The organism is Acinetobacter sp. LF10, assembly GCF_048585715.1.
In the GTDB taxonomy this organism is placed as follows: domain Bacteria; phylum Pseudomonadota; class Gammaproteobacteria; order Pseudomonadales; family Moraxellaceae; genus Acinetobacter.
In genome coordinates, this window is sequence record NZ_CP184160.1 from 485,402 (window position 1) to 507,815 (window position 22,414).

Sequence of the window (22,414 nt, forward strand, 5' to 3'; positions counted from 1 at the left end):
AACTGCCCCAACCCTGCAAAATATAACAGTTATTGTTGAGTGTGGTTTTAGAGAAATGAATGCGCTGTTATATGCTTTGGTGGTGGTGATCTGGGGAACCACATGGATTGCGATTAGTCTGCAACAACAAAGTGGGATATCAGCCAGTGTTGCGGTGTTCTGGCGTTTTTTTATTTCAGCAATGGTGTTATTTGTTTTCGTCGCTTTGAGCCGCAAGTTGCAGAAACTGGCAGGTAAAGATCATCTGTTTTGTATGTTGCAAGCCTGCTGTATTTTTGGTTTTAACTTCGTCTGTTTTTATTATGCGGTGCAATATATCAGTAGTGGTTTAGAGGCCGTGATTTTTTCCATGGCGGTGATTTTTAATACCATAAATGCCCGATTATTTTTCTCTCAGCAGGTGTCTATGCGCTTTTATCCTGCGGCGTTATTAGGTGTACTCGGAATAATTGCCTTGTTTTGGCATGATGTGGTTGGTACCACTTTAAATCGCAATACATTGATCGGTATTGGGCTGTGTATTTTAGGGACTTATGGTTTTTCTTTGGGGAATATGATCAGTACGCGCCATCAAAAGCATGGGTTGGATATTTTCACCACCAATGCGTATGCCATGTTATACGGTTCTTTGTTGATGGCTGTGATTTCATGGTTAAGACAGGATGACTTTTTTCCAAATATGCAACTCAGTGCTGTGAGTGCTTTATTGTATTTAGCCATCTTTGGTTCAGTGATTGGTTTTACTGCCTATTTCTATTTAGTTGGACGGATTGGGGCAGGCAAAGCCGCGTATAGTACCTTGTTATTTCCTTTAGTTGCCTTGCTGATCTCGACAGTTTGGGAAGATTATCATTGGCAAATGAATGCGGTGATCGGGGTGATCTTGATCTTATGTGGTAATGCAATTTTCTTTGTGAAAATTCCGCAGTTAAAGCGTTTAGGTTCTTCAAAAAATGCTTGATTAATGAATGAACAAAAAAGCCATTAACTTTTGAACGAGTTAATGGCTTTAATATAACGATATGAGTTTAGTCTTGCTGTTTTGCCTGAATCGCCGTTAAGGCAATGGTAAATACAATATCATCAACCAAAGCACCGCGAGATAAGTCATTCACAGGTTTGTTTAGACCTTGCAGCATTGGGCCAACACTCACCACATTCGCTGCACGTTGTACTGCTTTATAGGTGGTGTTACCAGTATTGAGATCAGGGAAAATAAATACATTGGCACGACCTGCAACTTTAGATTCAGGTGCTTTTTGACGTCCAACGCTTTCAACTGAAGCCGCATCGTATTGTAGAGGCCCATCAATCAGTAAATCAGGACGACGTTGTTGGGCGATCTTGGTTGCTTCAGCCACTTTTTCAACATCGGCCCCTGCGCCTGACGTACCTGTGGAATAACTGATCATGGCAATACGTGGATCAAGACCAAAGGCTTTAGCAGAGTCTGCAGATTGAATCGCAATTTCAGCAAGTTGTTCAGCATTTGGATCTGGATTAATTGCACAATCGCCGTAGACATAAACTTCATCAGGTAACAACATAAAGAAGATTGATGAAACTAGTGAATAGTTCGGGGAAGTTTTAATCAATTGAAATGCAGGCCGAACGGTATTGGCAGTGGTATGAATTGCGCCAGATACTAAGCCATCGACTTGATCAAGTGCCAACATCATCGTACCAAGGACTACAGTATCTTGTAGCTGTGCTTTTGCTTGTAATGCATCTAACTTACCTTTGCGTAATTCAACCATAGGTTCAATATATTGGTCACGAATACTATCGGGATCAATAATTTGCAGATCAGCTGGAAGCTGAATACCACGCGCTTTAGCAACTTCAGCAACAGCTTCAGGTTTCGCTAATAAAATACATTCAGCAATACCACGTGATTGGCAAATTGCAGCAGCTTGTACAGTACGAGGTTCATCACCTTCAGGTAGTACAATGCGTTTTTTCGCAGCAATCGACTTTTGTACCAGCTCGTAGCGGAATGCAGATGGAGATAATCGTGGATTCAGGTTGTTCTGAGTATGTTGATCGAGCCAACTATTATCAAGATGGCTTGAAACAAAACGCGTCACTTGTTCAGCACGTTCAATATCATCTACAGGAATTTCATTGCCAAAATGATATAAGCGTTGTGCTGTTTCTAATGTGTCTAGCGAAGTGTGTAAAATTGGTAGACCTTGTTTAATAGCACCTTGGCAGAATTCTAAAATATTCGCGGATGGAGCAGCCTGTTCAGTTAAAACTAAACCCGCCAAAGGAATTCCATTACTGCTTGCAAGACTTGCTGCAAGTAGGGTATCTGTACGTTGAGATGCGCTAATGATAAGTTCGCCAGCAACAAATTTATGTAATTCGGCTTCAATATCAGATGCGATTAAACTGGTATGTAAAATACGGCGTTGTTTTGCTTCACCTTCATTTAACCAAATTCCATTAACAACAGTAGCAATATCTAAGCTACGCGGTACGCTGAGAATATTACTGAATGGCACTAAACCAATGATAGGTAATTCACTTGTTCCAATAAAACGATTGTAACGTTGTAATTGTATTGAAAATTCAGCTATTTGCTTATCTAAACGCAAACTTGGATCAAGTGTGACAGGAATTGCTGCTGTACCATCAGGGAGACCTTTGGTTCGCATAAATAAAACGCCTGTGGTGCGCGCTGATGCAGCACCTCCGAATTGACGCAAATGTGCATCGACTTTTTCGGCTGTTTTACGTGGGTCAGCTAAATCCGCTGTGCTGACCAAAACGACTTGGGCATCGAGTGCTTGTGCAAGTGCGGCATTAATTTCACTGGCAAAGTGATCTTGTCCATTGGGTACAAGTCCTTCGACAATAATCACATCGTGATTGGCTGAGATTTTACGATGCAGTGCAACAGCTTCTTCGAGTAGCTCATCTGTTTCGCCTAAACCAAGAAGCTGGGTGAGTTTTTCATAAGCAATCGGTTCAACAGACTGATGTTGAAATAAATGACGATAAAGTGTTGCAGTGCGATCAATGGTTGAATCTGCTAATTGAGAAAATGGTTTAAGAAAACCAGCATTAATTCCTTTACAGTCTAAAGCGTAGATCATTCCTAAACAGGCAGATGTAAGACCAACCCCTTCACCTGTTGGAATCAGTAAAATCGTATTCATAAGAACCTTAAAATTTATCTAAATTTTTGTGAATTAAGCGAGCTGTTCAACGACTTGACGCGTTTCTTTCGCAATGCGTCCTTCTTCGTCTGTAGGTACAACCCAAATCTGTGGACCTGTGTCATTATCGATTTGGCCTTCAGTGCCGCGTGCTAACGCATTATTTTTTTCTGCACTAAACTGCAAACCAAAGTGTGGTAGATAAGCCAAGGTTTTTTCACGAACATAAGCTGAGTTTTCACCGATTCCACCCGTGAAAACTAAACCATCTAAACGCGGCAAACCACAGCTCAAAGCAGATAATGATTTTGCTAAACGATAGCAGAACACTTCAATCGCCAGTGTTGCCCCTTCATGACCATTACCCGAAGCTTCAACTAAAGTACGCATGTCGTTTGACAGGCCAGATAAGCCAAGCAAGCCACTTTCTTTATTCAACATACTGTCAATTTTCTGGATACTCCAGCCTAAATTACTTGCAAGGAATAAATGTAAGCTTGGGTCAACATCGCCACTACGTGTGCCCATCACTACACCTTCTAATGGAGTCATGCCCATAGAAGTATCAAGACTTTGACCATTCCAAACAGCACAGGTTGAGCTACCATTGCCTAAGTGAGCACTGAGCCAGCCCCCTTGATTTTTCGCACCCGCGAGTTCACTTGCACGTTCAGTCACATAAGCATGGCTTGTTCCATGAAAACCATAACGACGCACATGGTGTTCGGTATATAAATTTTGTGGCAAAGCATAACGATACGCATGTTCAGGCATGGTTTGATGGAATGCCGTATCAAATACAGCAACTTGAGGCAATTCAGGGAACAAACGCATGGTTGCTTCAATCCCAATCAAATGTGCAGGATTGTGTAAGGGTGCAAGTGGTGTTGCAGCTTCGATGCGGCTTACAATTTCAGGTGTTAATAGTTCTGCTTTGGTTAAATTGCCACCATGAACAACACGATGGCCAATCGCTTGTGGATTGTAGTTCGCTAAACGTGCAAGAAGAGTCTCAAGTGCTTTGGCGTGATCTGCATGTGGAATCGAAAGTTCAAGTGGTTCACCACTAATCGTAACGCCTTTGATACGCGCTTCAGCAGAACCTAAGTTTTCTGCTAATCCATAAATACGATCTTCACGACGTTCTGAGATAAGCGCGTATTTGATTGAAGATGAACCACAGTTAATTACAAGTACAGATTTAGCCACGTTTGAACACCTAACAAATTTTAAATTTTATGACGAACACTTTGATCTTGCTGCAACGCATAAGCAGGGTAATCAAGCACAATGTTTTAACATGGGTTGTCATATTGGCGAAGATAGACTTTAGCCTATACAACTGATTTATAATTGAATCTAATGATTATAGAGTGTAAATAGCAACTTCTTAGGATGAATCTGTTTATTTTGATCAGGGTTTTTGTATGAAAATATGTAAAAACACGATAAAGATCAAATAAATGAGCTTTATCGTGCAGCGTTTTACTTGGATCTAAATGCCTTATTGGCGTATTTGACCATCACCAAATACGATCCATTTCTGAGAAGTTAGACCTTCGAGACCAACTGGACCACGTGCATGGATTTTGTCTGTTGAAATCCCTATTTCAGCACCTAGACCATACTCAAAGCCATCAGCAAAGCGGGTTGAAGCATTGATCATGACTGAGCTTGAATCAACTCGTGCGAGAAACTCACGTGCTAGACTAAAGTTTTCAGTAATAATTGCATCGGTATGATGAGAACCATATTTATTAATATGTTCGATTGCTTCATCCATACCTGTAACGACTTTGATTGCAAGGATAGGACCTAAATATTCAGTGTACCAATCTTCTTCGGTGGCTGTTTTAACAGACTCACCTAAGATACGTCGTGTTTCCGCACAACCTCTTAGTTCAACTTGTTTATCTGCATATAGTTCAGCAATACTTGGTAGGAAATCTTCTGCAATTGCTTCATCAACAAGTAATGTTTCCATCGCATTGCATACGCCATAACGATGTGTTTTTGAGTTGAGCGCAATTGGTAATGCTTTTTGTAAATCTGCTTGTGCTTCAACAAAAACATGGCAATTGCCATCTAAATGCTTAATCACAGGAATACGTGCTTCATTCGTTACACGTTCAATCAAGCTTTTACCGCCACGAGGGACAATCACGTCTACAAATTCAGTCATCGTGATTAAATGACCTACTGCTGCGCGGTCAGGTGTGTCAATCACTTGAACAGCATGTTCAGGTAAGCCTGCAATTTGTAAACCGTGTTGAATTGCGATTGCAATTGCTTTATTCGATTCAATCGCTTCTGAACCACCACGTAGAATAATGGCATTTCCTGACTTTAGTGCTAATGATGCGGCTTCAAGGGTAACATTCGGTCTCGATTCGTAAATCATGCCGATTACACCTAAAGGAACCCGCATTTTACCCAGTTGGATACCCGATGGACGGTAAGCTAAATCCGTAATTTCCCCAATTGGGTCAACAAGTGCAATAACATCTTTTAACCCTTGTAGCATGCCTTTAAAGCGAGCAGGAGTAAGTTCAAGACGATCAAGGAGGGCAGAATCTAATTGACGTTGGTGACCATTTTGCATATCAATTTGATTGGCTGCCAAAATTTGTGCTTGATTATTTTCTAAAGCAGTATAAATTGCAGACAGAGCATGGTTCTTTAGATGTGTTGATGCGCTCATTAAGATACGAGACGCTTGACGTGCCTGAGTACCAACCTGTTGCATATAGTTTTGAATAGAATCTTGCATAGCATTTTGACGATTGCATATATTTACAATGATAGTAACAGTCAAATGATGAACAATGAATAGGCTGAACTGATAATTCAAAAAATTATAGATTGTAAATTTTGAGCAGTTCTTTTGATTTAAAATTGAATTTACAAGCTGATTACATATTTTGAAAAATATTATTGATCTAAACAAGATAAGTGGTTAAGGAAATGATTGCGTATAAATCATGCATTTGTATAGAATGAAAAATGTATAGGATAAATGTAATACAAATTTTATAAATTTGTTAACTTGTAACTAGAACTCACTAAAAATGAGACTAATTACAGCAAAAAAATAAACAAGGATGGAGGAAGGATATGAATTCCATAATCCAAATGGACTCGGATTTAAACCATACCTACACAGGGTTTGGTTTTTTCGACATATACAATAAAAACAGTTTTAAACAACCAGCGCGTACTACATGGATAGATGGTTGGAAAATTGAATATATGGCAATTGCAGATCCTAAGACGATCTATAACACGCCAATTGTAATTGTCGGGGGCGCATTTCAAAATTTTAACTCTTATAAGTATTGTGTCGAGCAACTGTTTGAGAGTGGGCCTGTCATATTGATTGATTTACCATCAATGGGTGCAAATCAGCAGATTCGAAATGTAGATACAGGCGAGTCAGCTGGAATTCTTGAATTACCAGATTTATCAAAAATGTTGGGTCAATGGCTTGATATTGTTGGGATTGATAAAGTATCTGTTATGGGCATGTCGTTGGGTTCAGTCGTTGCATCTTCATTTGCACACCAACGTCCCGAACTGATTGATCGCATGGTCTTGATGGGTGTGATGCAAAAGACCCGTAAAAGCTGGCGTATGCTGCTCGAGGAATCTTTACACTTGATGCGTGAAGATCGTATGGAGGGGTTTGGGCAAGCAGTTATTTTGTATCTTGTGAATCATGCCAAGCTTGATAAAACGCGGATGTCTCCAACGGCAAAACGTTTATTCTTTAGACAGATGGCAGAGTTTACTGCAACTGAACGTGAGCGTTACGAGATTAATTGCAATCGACTACTCCGTTTAAGCAATGTACCTGTCGCGCAATGTAAAACTCTTGTTGCAGCAGGGCAGTATGATAGCTTTACTTTGCCACATGAAAATGCTGACTTTGCTTTGCAATGTAATAATATGGAATTTGCGTTGATTGCCAATGCAGACCATGTTCCACAATTACAACGCCGCAAAGAAACGATGACGCTTTTTACTACGTTTTTAAAGGGAGAATCCATCGACAATCTTGATGGTATTATTCCAATGAACCGTGAACAGATGAAAAATATTGAGCGTCGTGGTGAAGAACGTATCCCTGTTTTAAAACCAGACACTAAATTATCACATCGACATTCAGATACCGAAGTAGCAGTAAAGATTGTAGATATTACGTTCTTTGGTGTGTACCTAAAACTTGATCATTTGGATCAGCTTGGTTTTGTTAGCCAGCATCCACGAGATTTAGCCTTACATTTAGCTGATGAAGAAGGTGAGTTTAAAATAGAATGTTTAACATTTGAGGCAACTGAACAAGGTTTACGTATCTTGTTTAAACACGGTAGTTTCGACGTTGCGGATCGTTTATCTCGTTTTATTGAGCGTCAGAAACAAATTTAATTATTTTTTAATAAAATTTAAAAGAGAAGTGTTTTTGAATTCACTTCTCTTTTTTTGACTTTTATTTATTGGTGGCTTGAATCATCCAAACAAGATCACCGAGATGTTGTTCCTTGTTTTCTAAACGTGTTTGTTCAAAAAATTCTTTAGGTTGAAGCACTTCAACTTGCTTAAAACCGGCTTCATGAAAAAAATTCTCTACCTCTGCTGGTGTCTTAAAGTGGAAGCTAAAAGCGCTGCGTGACATTAATTTCAATAAACGACTACTATTCCAGATAATGGTTGCTAATTTATTTTGAGTGGGTTCTGGATAAAGATCGGTTAAATAATGAAGTTCTTTGAAGTCGCGGCCATAGATCGCAATTGCTTGAATAAGTTGCTGAAGTAGGGGCTTTTCAAAGTAGTTAATTAAGCCTTCACTAATAATCACCAAAGGTCGTTTAGGGTCAAAGACTTTAAATACGTTTGCAAATGCTTCTGTAAATAAATCAACGGATAGGACATCATCAACATGTGGTTCAATTTGTTGTAATGCTGCTTGTTTTGTTGCGGCCATGTCAGGTAAGTCAAGCTCACGATAGCAAATGTCTGGGTGATGCTGTCTAAACCACCAACCTCGTGGCGATAAGCCACATGCAATTTCAAGTACTTGTAGGTTTGGATATTGCTGAATTAATTGCTCTAAATGCGTATCAAGCATGGTATGGCGTTGTTTCAAGGTTGTTCGCATACTTCCACCAACATACTTTTCTGCCCAACTTTCAATCGGATGGACTAAGGCTGCTAGTGTTTTTCCTTTAGTTGTCGCTAATGCAGGATGGGAAATGCCCATTTGATACCAAATATAGCCGGTATAGTGTGCAGTAAATGAAATATGGCGGTGTTTCGAAAGTTGTTGTGTCATCTGTCCTAGACTCAATTTTTTCATTTTATTCTGTTCCCATGCACAACCCATTTGCGCGAGGAAATTGACCTATTCATTTTTAAATAGATCAATTGGAGATGGCGTGTTAAATCATCTTTTGCTTATTGGCAAGTTAAAACGAATTCTTAAAGTCTTCAATGACTTTTTTTACGTTCTGCCAACTTTCATCTAAATTTAGTGTTGAGCCTACTTGGATGTTTGGGATTTTACCGCGCATACGCTCTAGACGTTGTTGATTTGGTAAAGCAAGCTTCCCGATACCATCTAAGGCTGTACATGCTGCTGTTCGATCATTACACACTAATCCCATATCACAACCCGCATTTAATGCCGCTTGAATACGTGCATCAGCACCACCAGCAACACATGCGGCTTGCATACTGAGATCATCAGAGAACAAAACGCCGTCAAATTTTAACTGCTGGCGTAAGATATTCTGCAGCCAGAATGAAGAAAAGCCAGCAGGGTTTGGATCGACTTGATCATAAATCACATGTGCGGGCATTAGTGCATCGAGCTGAGGCATCAACTTGATAAAACTTTGCATGTCTTTGTCATAAATTTCTTGATATGAACGGCTATCAATCGCCGCTGCAACGTGCGAATCGGCTTTCACAGAACCGTGTCCAGGAAAGTGTTTTCCAGTCGTTGCCATACCTGCTTGTTTCATTCCACGCATAAACGCATCAGCCAATGGCACGATGTCTTGCATATTTTTAGCAAAGCCACGATCACCGATCACATCACTAATGTCATTCAGGTCTAAGACTGGAGCAAAACTAAAATCGATACCTACAGCGAGAACCTCAGTTGCCATTAACCAACCACACTGTTGGGCTAACTCAATTGCTTGTTCGGGATGATGTGCATAATGTTCACCAAGTCGCCCCATTGCAGGTAACAAGGTGAAGCCTTGTCTTAAACGTTGAACACGCCCACCTTCTTGATCGACAGCAATCAGAATATCTGGACGGACTTGGCGCATATGATCAGTTAAAGCGCGAACTTGTTGAGGAGACTCAATATTTCGTGCAAATAAAATCATGCCACCGACTTGCGGAGCTTGTAATAGTTCAATATCTTCTTGAGTAAGTTCTGTGCCAGCAACGTCTAGCATCAATGCGCCGATCATATAGATTCCATTTGAATTTTGATGTAAAAAAGCGATAGCTAAATTGTGCAATGATTTGCTACATTTTGTCAGTACAGAATATGATAAAACTACATGATATTGATGATAAGTGCTTGTTGGTCATTTATTTACAATGATTAACGCGTACTACAGTTTGGTAAAAATATTGAATGAAATATGTTCATATTGATTGTACTAGCATGTAATAATTGCCATATCCAAGGAAGTACCAAAATTTTATGAAACTTCAAATGATAGCGTGTGCAGTTGCAATCGCGACTGGTGGTTTATTTTTTTCTCATACAATGAATGAGGCATTTGCGGCAACGGAAGCTCCTGTTGTTTCAACCGTGATCAAGCCATCACAAGAACAAGCATTGGTCGCACGTCAGTTGGCAACATTAGTTGATCGTCAGCATTATCTAAATATGCGTTTAGATGCTGCGACATCAAATCGTATTCTAGATATGTATTTGGATAGCTTAGATCCAGATCATTCATTATTTCTGAGCAGTGAAGTTTCAGAATATAAAAATAAATATGGTTCAAATTTTGGTAGCTCATTAAAAGCAGGAAACCTAACTGGACCTTTTGCGATTCATGCCCAATATCGTGAACGCTTGAAACAGTTCTACGAATTTATGTTGGCTGAATTGAAGAAGCCGCAAAATTTACAGCAAAAGGGTGTTTACCTTGATATAGATCGCGAAAAAGCGCCTTATTTTCAGACTTCTGCCGAGCAACAAGCACATTGGCAGAGAATGTTGGTGTCTCAATTAATTAATTTAACGATTAGCAAAGAAGAAGAGCAGGCGAAACAAAAAGCTTTGAAAGCAGATCCATCGCTTGCCAATGGTCAGGACTTAACTGGACCTGAAGACTTAACACCAGTTCAGACGCTGACGAAACGTTATACACGCCAGTTAGAACGTATGGGACGTGTCAAGAGTGATGATGTGTTAGATAAAACACTCAATGCCATGCTTGCAACGTATGATCCACACAGTAATTATTATCCTCCTATCGATGCAATGGAACTAAACCGTCAAACCACCCTACAACTTGAAGGTATTGGGGTATCCATTCGTCCAGAGCGAGGCAATGAGGATTACACCAAGATTGAAACCATTGTTGAAGGTGGGCCAGCGAGTAAATCTGGTCAAATCAAATCAGGAGATCGAATCATTGGCGTTGCCCAAGACGGCGAAAAAATGATTGATGTCATTGGTTGGTCGAGTTCAGAAATTGTTGGATTGATTCGTGGTAAGCGTGGAACTAAAGTAACTGTTCGCTTACTCGGTGCGGGTGCTTCGATGGGCCAAGCACGTAATGTCAGCTTGGTCCGAGATGTGATTCAGGAAGAAGATGCTGGGGTTCGCTCTCGTACGGTTGAGATTACACGTGATGGAAAAAAACATCTTTTCGGTGTAATTGAAATTCCATCATTCTATTTCGATTATCGTTCACGTCGAGCTGGTACAGAATATCGTTCAGTTTCTGAAGATACAGCAAAAGCATTTGAATCGCTCAAAGCACAGAAAGTAGAAGGTGTTCTGGTTGATTTACGTAATGACCCAGGTGGTTCATTAGAAGAGGTTGCTCGTATGCTGGGTCAGGTGATTAAGTCTGGTCCAGTCGTACAAATTCGGGATGGCAATGGCAATGTGAATGTCTTTGAAGACACTGATGGCGGAGAGCAAATTTATGCTGGACCAATGGCTGTGCTCGTTAACTTAGCGTCTGCGTCTGCGAGTGAGATTTATTCTGCGGCAATCCAAGATTATGAGCGCGGTATTATTATTGGTAGTACTACGACAGGAAAAGGCACCGCTCAGGTTCAATTAGATTCCTTAGCACATGGACAAGCAACATTAACGCAACGCAAATTCTATCGTGTCACGGGTGGAAGTACGCAGAACAAAGGCGTAATTCCTGATATCAAACTTGTTGATATTTACAATGAGGAGTTTGGTGAGCGTAAAGCTAAAAATGCATTGAAATGGGATACCATTCCAACAGCTCCTTTCAAGCGAGAAGGTTCTGTGCAACCGTATATTGCTAAGCTTACCCAATCTTCTGAACAGCGGGTGAAAGCTGATTCACAATTTAATTATTTAGAAGCTCGAAAACTGATCGCACAAAAAAGTTCTGATCAGAAGAAAGTTGAGTTAGATATTGCTCAACGTCGGGCTGAGCTAATTGATTTAGAAAAGCAAACACTCAATGCTGAAAATCAGCGTCGTATAGCGACAGGTCAGGCACCTTATGCCAACTGGGAAAGCTATCAGGCTTCGATTGATGCATTAATTGAGTCACGTGCCAAAATGAAAGCTTATGCACGACCAGCATTGCCTGAAGAAGAAACTTTTATTACAGAAGCTGCAAATGTCTTGATTGACTACGCAAAGTTGCAAAGCCATTAAACTACAGTTATAGCAATATAAAAAAGCCCTCAAATTGAGGGCTTTTTTATTGATTAGATTTTTAGTTATTCACACGAATCCAAATTTGACTACGACCTAATACTGATACGCCTACATATCCTCGTAAGTGTAAACGCTGTCCATTGTTACTTACTTTTGCTGCAAGACTATAAATACGACCACTGTTTGGATCTAAGATTTTGCCACCAGAATAAGATAAGTCTTTTTTATGCTTTAACTTGGTGATAACAGTCAAACCGAGGATAGGTTTGTTGGTGTAAGGAGTTGGGCAGCCCGTACAAAATTCTTTTGGTATATAACCTGTGCGTGGCGTGATTTTAGTGATTTTACCAATATATGTTCCATCGGCTTCTTGGGTGATTTCAACTTGCCCTTTGGGTGCTCCAGTTAGATCATCAACACTTTGCCAAGTACCTATAATATCCTGTGCAAAAGTCAAATGGCTAAGACTAAATAAGAAGAAAAACGTAATTAGTTTTGTGTACATGTTAAGCTACTCAGCCACTATTATTGTCTCTCTATTATTTCGGATTTCTAACAAAACATTCAATCATTATTTTACATTTGTGTATTTTTTTTAATAATTGAAATTTCAATGAATTTTTTTAATGTTTAAGAAAAAACACCTTTCATTCAGAACGAAAAAAAGGTGTTTTATAGTGCTAAACCGTGATCAATTTGATCAAATACGGAAATGGTTGGCGCGATGATATCGTTTTAAAAATTATTCATCGCGAATCCAGATCTGATTACGACCTAACGCAGATACTCCAAGATAGCCACGTAAGTGTAAACGTTTACCATTTGAACTTAATTTTGCTTTCATACTATAAACTTTACCTGTATTCGGATCTAGGATACGTCCATTAACGTAGTTAATTCCTTCACCATGTTTTAAGCCTGTCATAACGTCTAAACCTAAAATTGGTTTGTTGGTATATGGCGCCGGACAGCCCACACATATTTCTTTAGGTGTGTAGCCTGCTCGTGGAGTAATCTTTACAACCTTACCCGCATAAGTACCGTTCGCTTCTTGACGAATTTCAACCAAAGCTTTTGGTGCGCCAGTTTTGTCATCGATACTTTGCCACATACCTGTAATATCTTCTGCAAAGCTAAAACTGCTTATCGCAGAGAGAATCAACGCGCCTAATAATTGTTTGCCCATCATTAAAAATCCTTTTAACGTTTGAACTTTCATTATGTAGGATTTTTGACAACTAGTTCAATATTAATTGACATCTGTGTGACAAATTAAGTAAGAGACAAAATAAAAGTGGGTAGCCATATAGCAGTAAACACACCATTCACAGCCATCCCAAAAGCAGCGTAACGACCTGTAACAGGGCCTCGCTGCCATGCCTGTGCTGTACCAATTGCATGAGCAGCCAAACCTAGAGCTAAGCCTGAAGCCCGTTCATCATGGATATGTTTTAAAATCCACGGAGAAAATGCGGCACCAATGACTCCAGATAAAATCACAATCAGTGACACCATCATCAGAGGAGCGTGTAATAGTGTGGCAATATTCAGAGCAATTGGCGTCGTTACAGCCCGGGTCGCAAAAGCCATAATTGTTGGTTCTGACATATGTAATAAATATGCAAGTCCCATCGGCAATGCAACTGCACTGATACTTGCAAAACACAAAATGCCAATCATCGATTTAATTGGCAAATCATCATAACGCATCGCAGCTAGAGGGATGGCTAAAGCTACAGTAACGTAGCCAAGTAAATGATTAAATATACTATTCACATTATTCATGTAATGTTCATAAGGAATACCCAAAATTGCGAGTAGTCCGATCACGATAAACATCGCAAAAACAATTAATGGAATCTGTGGAATTTTTTTATTTAAAGGTTTTGCGATGAGATAACTGATTAAGGTAATCACGAATCCATATATAACCATCAACATATTCATGAACTCCTATAACCAGCGTTTTGCCATTTTGGCGTAAATCCACAATGGCAATAAAGTACTCAGGGTTAAGACAAATAAAAAGATTGGAATTTCTTTACCTAAATGTACCAACATGATCAAAGAGCCAGCACAGATTGGCAAAAATGCAAAAGCACTTTCTTTCATGATTTTGTTGTTGGTATCTATAAGACGATTGGAGATTTTTCTGAATCTTCTCCAAATTAATAAAGTTGCAAGTAAGCTGATCAGCCCGACAAGATTACCTAATTCTGGATGATGAAAGACCGTGGTAATAGCAACAGCGCCTTCACGAAATACAATAATTAATAGAATCGTGCAAAACCAAGCTGTCCAATCAATTTCTTTCATCTTTTTTCTAACTCTCACTTATGAACGATTATTACATTGATGCTTACTTTTCAAATTCTTCCAAAGGCCTGTGAAATAAGGCTGCTTGGTTTCCAAGAATTTCATCTAATGGTAGATGTGCTTGTTTGATCAGTTGATGCAATTTTTGTGGAGCAATACAAACTGATAAATGCAAATCACCTTGCTCATCATATTGTTCAGTTTGAATGACATTGAGTGTATAAAGTTGTGTGCGTAGTTTACCGTAAGCAGGTTTGAGAACTAAGTCGAAATGTTGTAACTGTCCCATCAGGCATTGTTGAACAGCTTGGCTTAATAAATCTAATCCCTGCCCAGAATGCGCAGAAACATAAACGCGATCAGGTAAATCTGCTGCTTTATAAATGATTTTTGCCGTATCACCGCTGAGATCAATTTTATTGTAAACATGAAGAATCGGTGCATCGGCTCCAATTTCTTTCAGCACAGATTCCACTGCTTCGATTTGTTCAGGCATGTTAGGGCTACTGCTGTCAATTACATGCAAAAGTAAGGTCGCTTCTAGTGTTTCTTCTAAAGTCGCTTTGAAAGATTCAACCAAATCATGCTGTAAATTTCTCACAAATCCAACTGTATCTGCGAGTACGACAATACCGATACCATCCCATTCTAGACGACGTAAGGTTGGATCGAGCGTTGCAAAAAGTTGGTCTGCTGCATAGACATCACTTTGGGCTAAAATATTAAACAGTGTCGATTTACCTGCATTGGTATAACCAACCAAAGAAATCGTTGGAATTGCTGCTTTTTGGCGTGCGGCACGACCTTGTAACCGGGTCTGTTGAACTTTAACCAATTTGTCTTTCAGTTGGGTAATACGTACTTTAATGAGTCGGCGGTCAGTTTCAAGTTGTGATTCACCAGGACCACGTAGACCAATCCCACCTTTTTGTTGTTCTAAATTACCTGTGAAGCCTCGAATTAAGCGCGTTGATAAATGCTTAAGTTGGGCAAGTTCAACTTGTAATTTTCCTTCGTGTGTACGCGCTCGTAATGCGAAGATATCTAAAATAAGCCCTGTGCGATCAATCACACGGCATTTTAAGATTCTTTCCAAATTACGTTCTTGGGCTGGTGAAAGAGAGTGATCAAAGATGACTAATTCAGCTTCTAGCTGCTGAACTAATTCTGCGATTTCATCCACTTTGCCTGAGCCAATAAAAAATTTAGGGTCTGGCTTATTTCTTTGTACAGAAATATGTTCAAGAATTTCAGCACCAGCGGATTGAGCGAGCAATCGAAACTCTTCAGCATCAAGGTCATCGAGTAACTGCACAGAAACACTGACTAAAATTGCTCGTTCACCACCTTGTTGCCGCTCAAAAAATTCCACGCTGTTATCATATCCTGAGTATTGAAGCCTTATTCTAGAATAAACTTCAAGCAAAGGGCAAAGGCTTCATGGATTTATATGACATGATGGTGAAGAAGTTTGATAAAACCAACGAGTGTGCCGATATATAAAATTGACCAGCCCAAAAACGTTCTTAAAGCATAGCCATAAGGAATATTCACTTGATTATGAGATGTTGTGTGTTGAGGATTCATCATATGACCTCTTAATTTGTTAATTCGATTTATTTATGATATTTAATTTAAAAAACCTTTTAAAATTGAAAATAATTATATTCACATTCGTTTTTTCTCATGGTGGTAACTTTTATAAATAGATACGGGCATGATATAAGTGAGCTAGTTCAATGCAATGTGCATACATGCGTACGGTTTTAATGATTTATGACTCAAGAAGCAACAGCAGCAAATAACACACCATTAAATTTAATCTCTAAATTGAGCTTGTATAGTAAAAAATTAGCCTCAGGTCTAGAAACAATTGGTGAAGGTTTTTATCTCATTTATCGACACGGTTTATACAAGGATCCGAATAATCCAACGAATACGCGTTATGTTCAGTATTTTTGCCGCCGTTTATGCGAAGTTTTTAATATCGAAGTGCAGATTCATGGCACTATTCCACGAGAACCAGCGCTTTGGGTGAGTAATCATATTTCTTGGTTAGATGTTGCTGTACTTGGCTCTGGAGCACGTATCTTCTTCTTAGCAAAAGCAGAGGTCGAAAAATGGCCTATTTTGGGTAATCTAGCAAAAGGCGGTGGAACCTTATTTATTAAGCGAGGTTCTGGTGACTCAATCCGAATAAAAGAACAAATTACAGCGTTTTTAAAACAAGATATTCCCGTTTTGTTCTTTCCAGAAGCCACAACCACAGATGGTCGTCAGGTCAAAAAAGTACATGGGCGCTTATTGGGTGCTGCCATTGATGCGCAACGTCCAGTTCAAATTTGTGTGATTTGCTATGTCAATCAGCAAGGTGAATTAGATTTGGTCGCACCATTTATTGGTGAAATGTCTTTTGCAGAACATGTACAACGTGTTTTAGAAATGCCAAAAGTTACCGCACATTTATTGACCCTACCTGCAATTCCTGTAACAGACCATACGGTAGATAGCTTAACTAAAGAAGTTGATCGTCAAATGCGAGCAGGGCTGCTTGAGTTACAAAGCAAAGTTTTAAATACGCTGCCATAACAATACTCGCTTTAAATTACATAAAGCCTTCAATTGGCAGCCATGAAATAATTTTCATTCCTGCCTTTTGCCACCATTTCATTCGAGGTTCTTTGGTGTAGATGACAGGGCCTTGTGGTGTTTCACGTCGCCATGTAATTTTTTTATTGGCATCTAACACTAATTTATAGGCATATTTACGTAGATTTTGATCCATAGTCGCATGAACAGCCTGCGCTAAAGGTGGGCTATCTAAAAGCACGCCAATTTCAGTGTTCAGGTATGCAGAGCGTGGATCAAAATTAAATGAACCAATAAAAACTTGCTTTTCATCTAGCGCCATCAGTTTGGCATGTAAACTGGAACGGCTTAGTCCTTTGATATTTACTTTTGCTTTCTTCGCGAGTTCTTCGGTATGTTTATCGAGATCATTTTTATTTAATGCGGGGAGAAACTCATATAGCTGTACACCATGTTCCAGTAAATCCTGACGATATTTTCCATAAAATGCATGAACAACAGCGACATCGTTTGCCTGAAATGAGTTTGTGAGCACTCGAACCTCGATTCCATCTTTTGCAAGATCATTGAGAATTTTAACCCCCTTTTTTTCAGGGACAAAGTAAGCTGAGATGAGGTCAATATTTTTTTCAGGTTGTTCTAAATGGTTAATCAATTGGAAATTAAGGTGTTCTTGTTTTTTGGCTTTTGATTTAATTTTGTCAGGAGAGTCTTTTACAACTTCAGCTTTTACCCAGTTTAAAGGAATATCCCGACTGATAATTGAATCAATTGCCTGTGAGTTACCAGTCAAATCAAGATAATTCTGTACCGTTGCTCGCTTAGAATGTTCATCAAGTTGCTGTTTTAGGCTCTCATAGCTTAAGCGATGAGCATTTTGATTGACAATTTCCCTTACATCGTAAGCGTAACTATGATTCCAGTATTCATCAAAAGACTGTGAAATATCAGTGACTGCTGTACCCACGAGCATCACATCAACATCAGAAAACTGGTAGTTATCACTGACATTATAATATTGATTAGTCATGTTTCTGCCACCAATTAGAGCAACTTGATGATCTGCAATAAAACTTTTGTTATGCATTCTGCGGTTGATACGTTTTAAGTCTAAAACCATATCAAGCGCACGGTATTTGCGAAAACGATAGGGATTGAATAATTTAACTTCAATATTTGGATGCTGTGCTAGAGCTAAGAAGATTCCTTCAGTTTTTTTTGCGTTATTATCATCAATAAGTAATCGAACTTTGACACCACGATCTGCTGCGCGAATCAGCGCATGCAAAGCAAGAGCACCTACTTTGTCATTGTCCCAAATATAATATTGCAAATCTAAGGTTTTCTCTGCCTTATCAATTAAACGTAGTCGTGCTGCTAACGCTTCTAGGGGTTCAAATAAAACGTGATAACCCGTCAATCCAGGATTTTGTTGTTCTAAAGGTTGAATGATCTGAGCCAAAGTTGTCTGGTTTATTTCTAATTGTTGAATGTTAGATTGTTGTATTGGCTCTATTTTATGTTTAGGTAGTGTGCTGCATCCTGTGATTGTGATCGCAATACTGCAATAAATCGCAAGCATACTTTTATTGTAAGTAGTTGTACTTATTTTTGTATGTTTACGATTTAGATGAGAAAATTGCGTCATAATCTTTACTGATTAAAAGTTGGACTTGAGTATAGCATTTCATCAAAAATTATAAATATGAGATGCGATGTATGCCCTAATGTCAGATTAATGAGAGTGGTAATGTCGAATTCAGACACAGTTATATTAATTTTCTATACTATTTTTATTGTTTTAGCCTTATGGGCATTCGCTCAGGCATGGATTCATCAAGCAAGAACTGAAACGATTCATCCTTTCAAAGCTTTTGTACATCTAGCTGCATTTTATCTTTCTTATTTGTTAGTTCCTCTCTGGTTTTTTACCTTGTATGCAGGTTGGTCTGAGTTTTACAGTTTACATGAAAGTATTTTTGTTTTCCTTTTAACGAGCATATTGATTTATGCACGATTTATTGAGCCACATATGGTTCATATTAAACATCATCAATACCGTTTAAATTCGGATCGTGATTTTATTCAACCCGTTAAAGTGGCCTTAATTGCAGATATGCATGTGGGATTGTTTTCTGGTCATGAACGTCAATTAAAAAGCATTGTTAAAAAGTTAAATGAAGCTAAACCAGATATTGTGGTGGTTGCAGGTGATTGGACTTATGAACCTGAAAATCGTTTGATTCAGGAGCTCTCTGTTTTAAAGGAAATCCAAGCACCCGTTTATTCTGTGCCAGGGAATCATGATGAGCAATATCCAGGTCCTCCAATACAATCATTACTCAAAGCGGCATTAGAACAAAATAATGTGATTGATATAGAAGGGCAGATTATCGATTTTGATGAGTTTCGCTTAATTGGCATTGGTGATCTGTGGGCAGGGAAGGCAAATATGCGTTTTATGCCAGATTTACCACAAGATAAACCATGGCTCATTTTATCTCATAACCCTGATACAGTAGATATGGTGCCAGCATTACCTACACGACCATTAATGCTTGCAGGCCATACCCATGGTGGACAAATAGAACTTCCTTGGATTACAACGTATATTATGAAAAAAGTGTCTATCTTGGGGCACAAAAAAGGTTTTTATACACATGAACACGCTGATGTATTTGTAACGGTTGGAACTGGAATGGTTGGTGTTCCATTTCGGTTTCGAGTGCCACCGACGATTGATATTATTCAACTCATATAAATTAAAAAAGCCAACTTTAAATAGTTGGCTTTTAACAAAAATTGCAAGTTAAGAAATAATAATAATCGTAACTCTGCGATTATTCGCGCGGTTCTCATCAGATGTATTTGGTACGAAAGGCTGGCTTGCACCACGACCAATCACAGTGACATTATTGGGCTTGAAACCCTGATGAATGAAAATCGAAGAAACACTTTGAGCACGTTCTTCAGACAATTTCTGGTTATATTCAGGATTACCAATATCATCAGTGTGACCCACAACTTTTAATTTTTGCAGATCATATTTGTTTAGTTGATTGGCAAGACGAACGATTTCTCTTTGATTTTCAGGTTTAATATCTGCTTTATTAAAGTCGAAAAGTAAACGTTCAGGCAGACCCAGACTCCAGCCTTCTTCTGTTAAAACGAAACCTTCTTTTTTTAGCATTTTGACTTGACGATATTTCAAAGGACCAAAACTTAAACAGCCAGTCAATGTTAGGCAGAGTAATGCTACAAAGGATATCTTAAAAGTGTGAGCGCGCATAACATGTCCTAAATTTCTGGTTTATAAAGAAACCAATGTGGATTTAAATTTTTAGCTTTATACATTGCTTGATCTGCTTGCATGACTAAATTATCTGGATTGTCTGCAAACTGTGAAAATGCAATCCCTAAACTAAAGCTAAAATGGATAAGTTGACCGTTAAAATTCAAAGGCTCATCACAACTTGCTAGTAAACCTTCAGCGATTGTTTGTAAATGATCAGAATGATGGATGGTATGCAAAATGATTGCGAATTCATCACCACCCAAACGAGCAATAAAGTCTTCTTGTCTGACAGACTGCATTAATCGATTTGCCATTTCTCTTAATACCGCATCACCAGCAAGATGACCATAATGATCATTAATTGCTTTAAACTTATTATTATCTATGAAAATCAGCGCTGAATTGTGACGAAATTTATTATTTTTAAAAATATTGAGCAATTCTTCATAAAAAAAGTGTCGATTAGGTAAACCTGTGAGCTGGTCATGGTGAGCTTGAAATGAAAGTTGGAGATTCTCTTTCTGTAAATGAGTATGCCAAACTTGTATTTCTTCTAAGAGCTCATTAAATACCGTATTAAGATTTTGAAACTCTTTAATATGGTTATTTGGAAAACGTAAGTTGTAAGCTTTTTGGTCACTCACTAATTGAGCAATATGGGTTAATGGTTTGATCGCTTGCATGATTTGGCGATAGGTAAGATTAACGGACCATAACAGTGCAATCACAATAAAAAACATTGATATGGCTAAGCCAATAATGATGGTTTTTAAAAAATGTAAAATATTTTCTGAGCTGCCATATAAAACTAATTCGCCGACTTGTTTCTTATGATGAATAACCGTCAATTTGATTGGATCATGTAGAAACCATTTATCCAAAACGCTTTGTAAAAATGATGTGTGGTCGATTTGCTTGGTACTTTCTGCTAATAATTGATGCTCTGGATCATAAACATGAATACTACGAATCGCATGTTCTGTTGTGTAGTCCGCTAAAATTTGATCAATTGCTCCATTGTCCTTGAAGACAACAGCGGGCTGGATTCGTTCAAGCAGCGTTTGACTTAATAGTTGCAAATTTTGTTTAGCGTACGTTTCCATTGTGAATATGGAAATAGTTGCAAAGGTAAAGGAACAAATGACAACGGTAAGCGCAAAAATCGAGAACTGAGACTTACGAAATAACGCCCGTAATGAAGTGGACTGATATAAATTCGAAATCACTTTAATTACTCCGTATTCTTCGCCAAGATTAAGACTCGGGGGTCGATATGAACTTTGGAGTAACTCAAAGCATCTAGATTTACTTTAAATGTAGAAGAGGTCTTTTTGTTGTATAAGCAGAAAATACTGCCGATTTCACATGCTGGATTATTAATACTTAATGACAGTAATGAACGCGATGGATAAGCTTGAATCAAGTTTTGTTGTTGTTGCGGTGTTGTTGTTGAGAAATACACAACATGACATTCTGTTTTTTGAAAATCTTTTGAATTAACAGCTTGTACCTGATAATCATACCCAAGTTGTTTAATATTGGATTGAAATTGATTCGAAGCCTCAGCATTATCTATTACACAAATAATTGGGCGAGATGTATTCGACCACTTGCTATAACTCAATATGGTTAATGCTAATTCATAAAAATTATGATTTGAAATGGCGTAACAAATCTGACTCGTAGCGATCGACGCTAAAAGCAACAGTAATTGTACTTTTTTATTAATAAACCGTATTTTCAATCAAAAATGCCAAAAAATTTGAAGCAAGAGATACATTCTACTTAACTTAATTGTTTAAAAAAAGTTCTTATCGACAAAGAAAGTAGACAAAAAGTAACTGATTAGCCTAAAAAGCGTTCACTTAAATAAAAAGATTAAGAAATGGGGTTGCACCTGATGTGAAATGCTGTAGAATGCACATCCATCGGCGGTGATGCAGATAAAAACTTGTTGAGAAACAAGGATTTGGCTAGAAGGGTTAGATTCTTGGATTGATTGGTAGGTTTAAAAAATATCGAAATTACCTGTTGACTTTAGTTTAAATTAGAGTAACATAGCCGACCTAGCTTGATGATGACGAATCATCGAGAAGATCATTAAGAGAATAGAAGAACAACTTGTGTGGATTTTTACTGGTT

At 38.5% G+C, this 22,414-nt stretch carries 20 protein-coding genes; 5 read left to right on the forward strand and 15 right to left on the reverse strand.

Annotated features, from left to right (window positions below):
* The first annotated feature begins 55 nt into the window (after window positions 1–55).
* Window positions 56–961 carry a DMT family transporter gene (locus ACN19N_RS02305; protein WP_420001885.1) on the forward strand — a complete coding sequence of 302 codons (906 nt, stop codon included), beginning with the start codon at window positions 56–58 and terminating at the stop codon, window positions 959–961.
* A gap of 67 nt (window positions 962–1,028) precedes the next feature.
* On the opposite strand, the gene pta is transcribed toward ACN19N_RS02305, so the two are convergent.
* The 3 genes from pta to ACN19N_RS02320 all read right to left on the reverse strand — a co-directional run bounded on the left by pta (window position 1,029) and on the right by ACN19N_RS02320 (window position 5,934).
* Window positions 1,029–3,164 carry a phosphate acetyltransferase gene (gene pta, locus ACN19N_RS02310; protein WP_420001886.1) on the reverse strand — a complete coding sequence of 712 codons (2,136 nt, stop codon included), beginning with the start codon at window positions 3,162–3,164 and terminating at the stop codon, window positions 1,029–1,031.
* Window positions 3,165–3,197: 33 nt separating this feature from the next.
* Window positions 3,198–4,373, reverse strand: a complete 1,176-nt coding sequence (locus ACN19N_RS02315) for an acetate/propionate family kinase (RefSeq protein ID WP_420001887.1) — start codon at window positions 4,371–4,373, stop codon at window positions 3,198–3,200.
* 295 nt (window positions 4,374–4,668) lie between these two features.
* A complete protein-coding gene (locus ACN19N_RS02320; RefSeq protein WP_269229562.1) occupies window positions 4,669–5,934 on the reverse strand; it encodes a glutamate-5-semialdehyde dehydrogenase in 1,266 nt (421 codons plus the stop codon).
* 344 nt (window positions 5,935–6,278) lie between these two features.
* Here ACN19N_RS02320 and ACN19N_RS02325 point away from each other — a divergent pair, with 344 nt between their 5' ends.
* Window positions 6,279–7,589, forward strand: a complete 1,311-nt coding sequence (locus tag ACN19N_RS02325) for an alpha/beta fold hydrolase (protein WP_420001888.1) — start codon at window positions 6,279–6,281, stop codon at window positions 7,587–7,589.
* Window positions 7,590–7,650: 61 nt separating this feature from the next.
* Here the strand turns inward: ACN19N_RS02325 and ACN19N_RS02330 are convergent, their stop codons facing one another.
* Entirely contained in the window at window positions 7,651–8,493 is an 843-nt protein-coding gene (locus ACN19N_RS02330) for a class I SAM-dependent methyltransferase (RefSeq protein ID WP_004660461.1), read from the reverse strand.
* 133 nt (window positions 8,494–8,626) lie between these two features.
* Complete coding sequence (gene nagZ, locus ACN19N_RS02335; RefSeq protein ID WP_269238548.1) at window positions 8,627–9,646, reverse strand: beta-N-acetylhexosaminidase; 1,020 nt, start codon at window positions 9,644–9,646, stop codon at window positions 8,627–8,629.
* A 239-nt stretch (window positions 9,647–9,885) separates the two neighbouring features.
* Here nagZ and ACN19N_RS02340 point away from each other — a divergent pair, with 239 nt between their 5' ends.
* Complete coding sequence (locus ACN19N_RS02340; RefSeq protein WP_420001889.1) at window positions 9,886–12,069, forward strand: carboxy terminal-processing peptidase; 2,184 nt, start codon at window positions 9,886–9,888, stop codon at window positions 12,067–12,069.
* A 61-nt stretch (window positions 12,070–12,130) separates the two neighbouring features.
* On the opposite strand, the gene ACN19N_RS02345 is transcribed toward ACN19N_RS02340, so the two are convergent.
* The 6 genes from ACN19N_RS02345 to ACN19N_RS02370 all read right to left on the reverse strand — a co-directional run bounded on the left by ACN19N_RS02345 (window position 12,131) and on the right by ACN19N_RS02370 (window position 15,975).
* Window positions 12,131–12,577, reverse strand: coding sequence for a DUF2147 domain-containing protein (locus ACN19N_RS02345; protein ID WP_269238546.1), 447 nt, complete (start codon window positions 12,575–12,577; stop codon window positions 12,131–12,133).
* A 237-nt stretch (window positions 12,578–12,814) separates the two neighbouring features.
* A complete protein-coding gene (locus ACN19N_RS02350; RefSeq protein ID WP_269230394.1) occupies window positions 12,815–13,258 on the reverse strand; it encodes a DUF2147 domain-containing protein in 444 nt (147 codons plus the stop codon).
* A gap of 86 nt (window positions 13,259–13,344) precedes the next feature.
* Window positions 13,345–14,013: an LrgB family protein gene (locus ACN19N_RS02355; protein ID WP_269229567.1), complete on the reverse strand. Its 669-nt coding sequence runs from the start codon at window positions 14,011–14,013 to the stop codon at window positions 13,345–13,347.
* 12 nt (window positions 14,014–14,025) lie between these two features.
* Window positions 14,026–14,388 (reverse strand): hypothetical protein, encoded by a 363-nt coding sequence (locus ACN19N_RS02360; protein ID WP_004660470.1) that lies wholly within the window; start codon window positions 14,386–14,388, stop codon window positions 14,026–14,028.
* Between the two features lie 43 nt (window positions 14,389–14,431).
* Window positions 14,432–15,760, reverse strand: coding sequence for a ribosome rescue GTPase HflX (hflX, locus tag ACN19N_RS02365; protein WP_420001890.1), 1,329 nt, complete (start codon window positions 15,758–15,760; stop codon window positions 14,432–14,434).
* 74 nt (window positions 15,761–15,834) lie between these two features.
* The gene (locus tag ACN19N_RS02370) at window positions 15,835–15,975 is read right to left on the reverse strand and encodes a hypothetical protein (protein WP_420001891.1); all 141 of its coding nucleotides are present in this window, start codon (window positions 15,973–15,975) and stop codon (window positions 15,835–15,837) included.
* 189 nt (window positions 15,976–16,164) lie between these two features.
* Between ACN19N_RS02370 and ACN19N_RS02375 the strand changes: the two genes are divergently transcribed.
* Window positions 16,165–16,977 carry a lysophospholipid acyltransferase family protein gene (locus tag ACN19N_RS02375; RefSeq protein ID WP_269229568.1) on the forward strand — a complete coding sequence of 271 codons (813 nt, stop codon included), beginning with the start codon at window positions 16,165–16,167 and terminating at the stop codon, window positions 16,975–16,977.
* A gap of 16 nt (window positions 16,978–16,993) precedes the next feature.
* Here ACN19N_RS02375 and ACN19N_RS02380 read toward each other — a convergent pair whose 3' ends face one another.
* Window positions 16,994–18,559 carry a phospholipase D family protein gene (locus ACN19N_RS02380; RefSeq protein ID WP_420002349.1) on the reverse strand — a complete coding sequence of 522 codons (1,566 nt, stop codon included), beginning with the start codon at window positions 18,557–18,559 and terminating at the stop codon, window positions 16,994–16,996.
* Between the two features lie 168 nt (window positions 18,560–18,727).
* Between ACN19N_RS02380 and ACN19N_RS02385 the strand changes: the two genes are divergently transcribed.
* Window positions 18,728–19,738 (forward strand): metallophosphoesterase, encoded by a 1,011-nt coding sequence (locus tag ACN19N_RS02385; protein WP_269238543.1) that lies wholly within the window; start codon window positions 18,728–18,730, stop codon window positions 19,736–19,738.
* 48 nt (window positions 19,739–19,786) lie between these two features.
* Here ACN19N_RS02385 and ACN19N_RS02390 read toward each other — a convergent pair whose 3' ends face one another.
* Genes ACN19N_RS02390 through ACN19N_RS02400 form a run of 3 tightly spaced genes read right to left on the reverse strand, consistent with a single transcriptional unit; the run spans window position 19,787 to window position 21,977 of the window.
* Window positions 19,787–20,266, reverse strand: coding sequence for an OmpA family protein (locus ACN19N_RS02390; protein WP_269229571.1), 480 nt, complete (start codon window positions 20,264–20,266; stop codon window positions 19,787–19,789).
* An 8-nt stretch (window positions 20,267–20,274) separates the two neighbouring features.
* Window positions 20,275–21,498 carry a diguanylate cyclase domain-containing protein gene (locus ACN19N_RS02395; protein WP_420001892.1) on the reverse strand — a complete coding sequence of 408 codons (1,224 nt, stop codon included), beginning with the start codon at window positions 21,496–21,498 and terminating at the stop codon, window positions 20,275–20,277.
* A gap of 5 nt (window positions 21,499–21,503) precedes the next feature.
* Window positions 21,504–21,977, reverse strand: a complete 474-nt coding sequence (locus tag ACN19N_RS02400) for a YfiR family protein (RefSeq protein WP_034601049.1) — start codon at window positions 21,975–21,977, stop codon at window positions 21,504–21,506.
* Window positions 21,978–22,414 lie beyond the last annotated feature (437 nt).

Coding starts and splice junctions, on each gene's coding strand:
- ACN19N_RS02305 (WP_420001885.1), top strand. CDS start 56: ATGAATGCGCTGTTATATGCTTTGGTGGTGGTGATCTGGGGAACCACA.
- pta (WP_420001886.1), bottom strand. CDS start 3,164: ATGAATACGATTTTACTGATTCCAACAGGTGAAGGGGTTGGTCTTACA.
- ACN19N_RS02320 (WP_269229562.1), bottom strand. CDS start 5,934: ATGCAAGATTCTATTCAAAACTATATGCAACAGGTTGGTACTCAGGCA.
- ACN19N_RS02325 (WP_420001888.1), top strand. CDS start 6,279: ATGAATTCCATAATCCAAATGGACTCGGATTTAAACCATACCTACACA.
- ACN19N_RS02330 (WP_004660461.1), bottom strand. CDS start 8,493: ATGACACAACAACTTTCGAAACACCGCCATATTTCATTTACTGCACAC.
- nagZ (WP_269238548.1), bottom strand. CDS start 9,646: ATGATCGGCGCATTGATGCTAGACGTTGCTGGCACAGAACTTACTCAA.
- ACN19N_RS02340 (WP_420001889.1), top strand. CDS start 9,886: ATGAAACTTCAAATGATAGCGTGTGCAGTTGCAATCGCGACTGGTGGT.
- ACN19N_RS02345 (WP_269238546.1), bottom strand. CDS start 12,577: ATGTACACAAAACTAATTACGTTTTTCTTCTTATTTAGTCTTAGCCAT.
- ACN19N_RS02350 (WP_269230394.1), bottom strand. CDS start 13,258: ATGGGCAAACAATTATTAGGCGCGTTGATTCTCTCTGCGATAAGCAGT.
- ACN19N_RS02355 (WP_269229567.1), bottom strand. CDS start 14,013: ATGTTGATGGTTATATATGGATTCGTGATTACCTTAATCAGTTATCTC.
- ACN19N_RS02360 (WP_004660470.1), bottom strand. CDS start 14,388: ATGAAAGAAATTGATTGGACAGCTTGGTTTTGCACGATTCTATTAATT.
- ACN19N_RS02370 (WP_420001891.1), bottom strand. CDS start 15,975: ATGAATCCTCAACACACAACATCTCATAATCAAGTGAATATTCCTTAT.
- ACN19N_RS02375 (WP_269229568.1), top strand. CDS start 16,165: ATGACTCAAGAAGCAACAGCAGCAAATAACACACCATTAAATTTAATC.
- ACN19N_RS02380 (WP_420002349.1), bottom strand. CDS start 18,559: ATGCTTGCGATTTATTGCAGTATTGCGATCACAATCACAGGATGCAGC.
- ACN19N_RS02385 (WP_269238543.1), top strand. CDS start 18,728: ATGTCGAATTCAGACACAGTTATATTAATTTTCTATACTATTTTTATT.
- ACN19N_RS02390 (WP_269229571.1), bottom strand. CDS start 20,266: ATGCGCGCTCACACTTTTAAGATATCCTTTGTAGCATTACTCTGCCTA.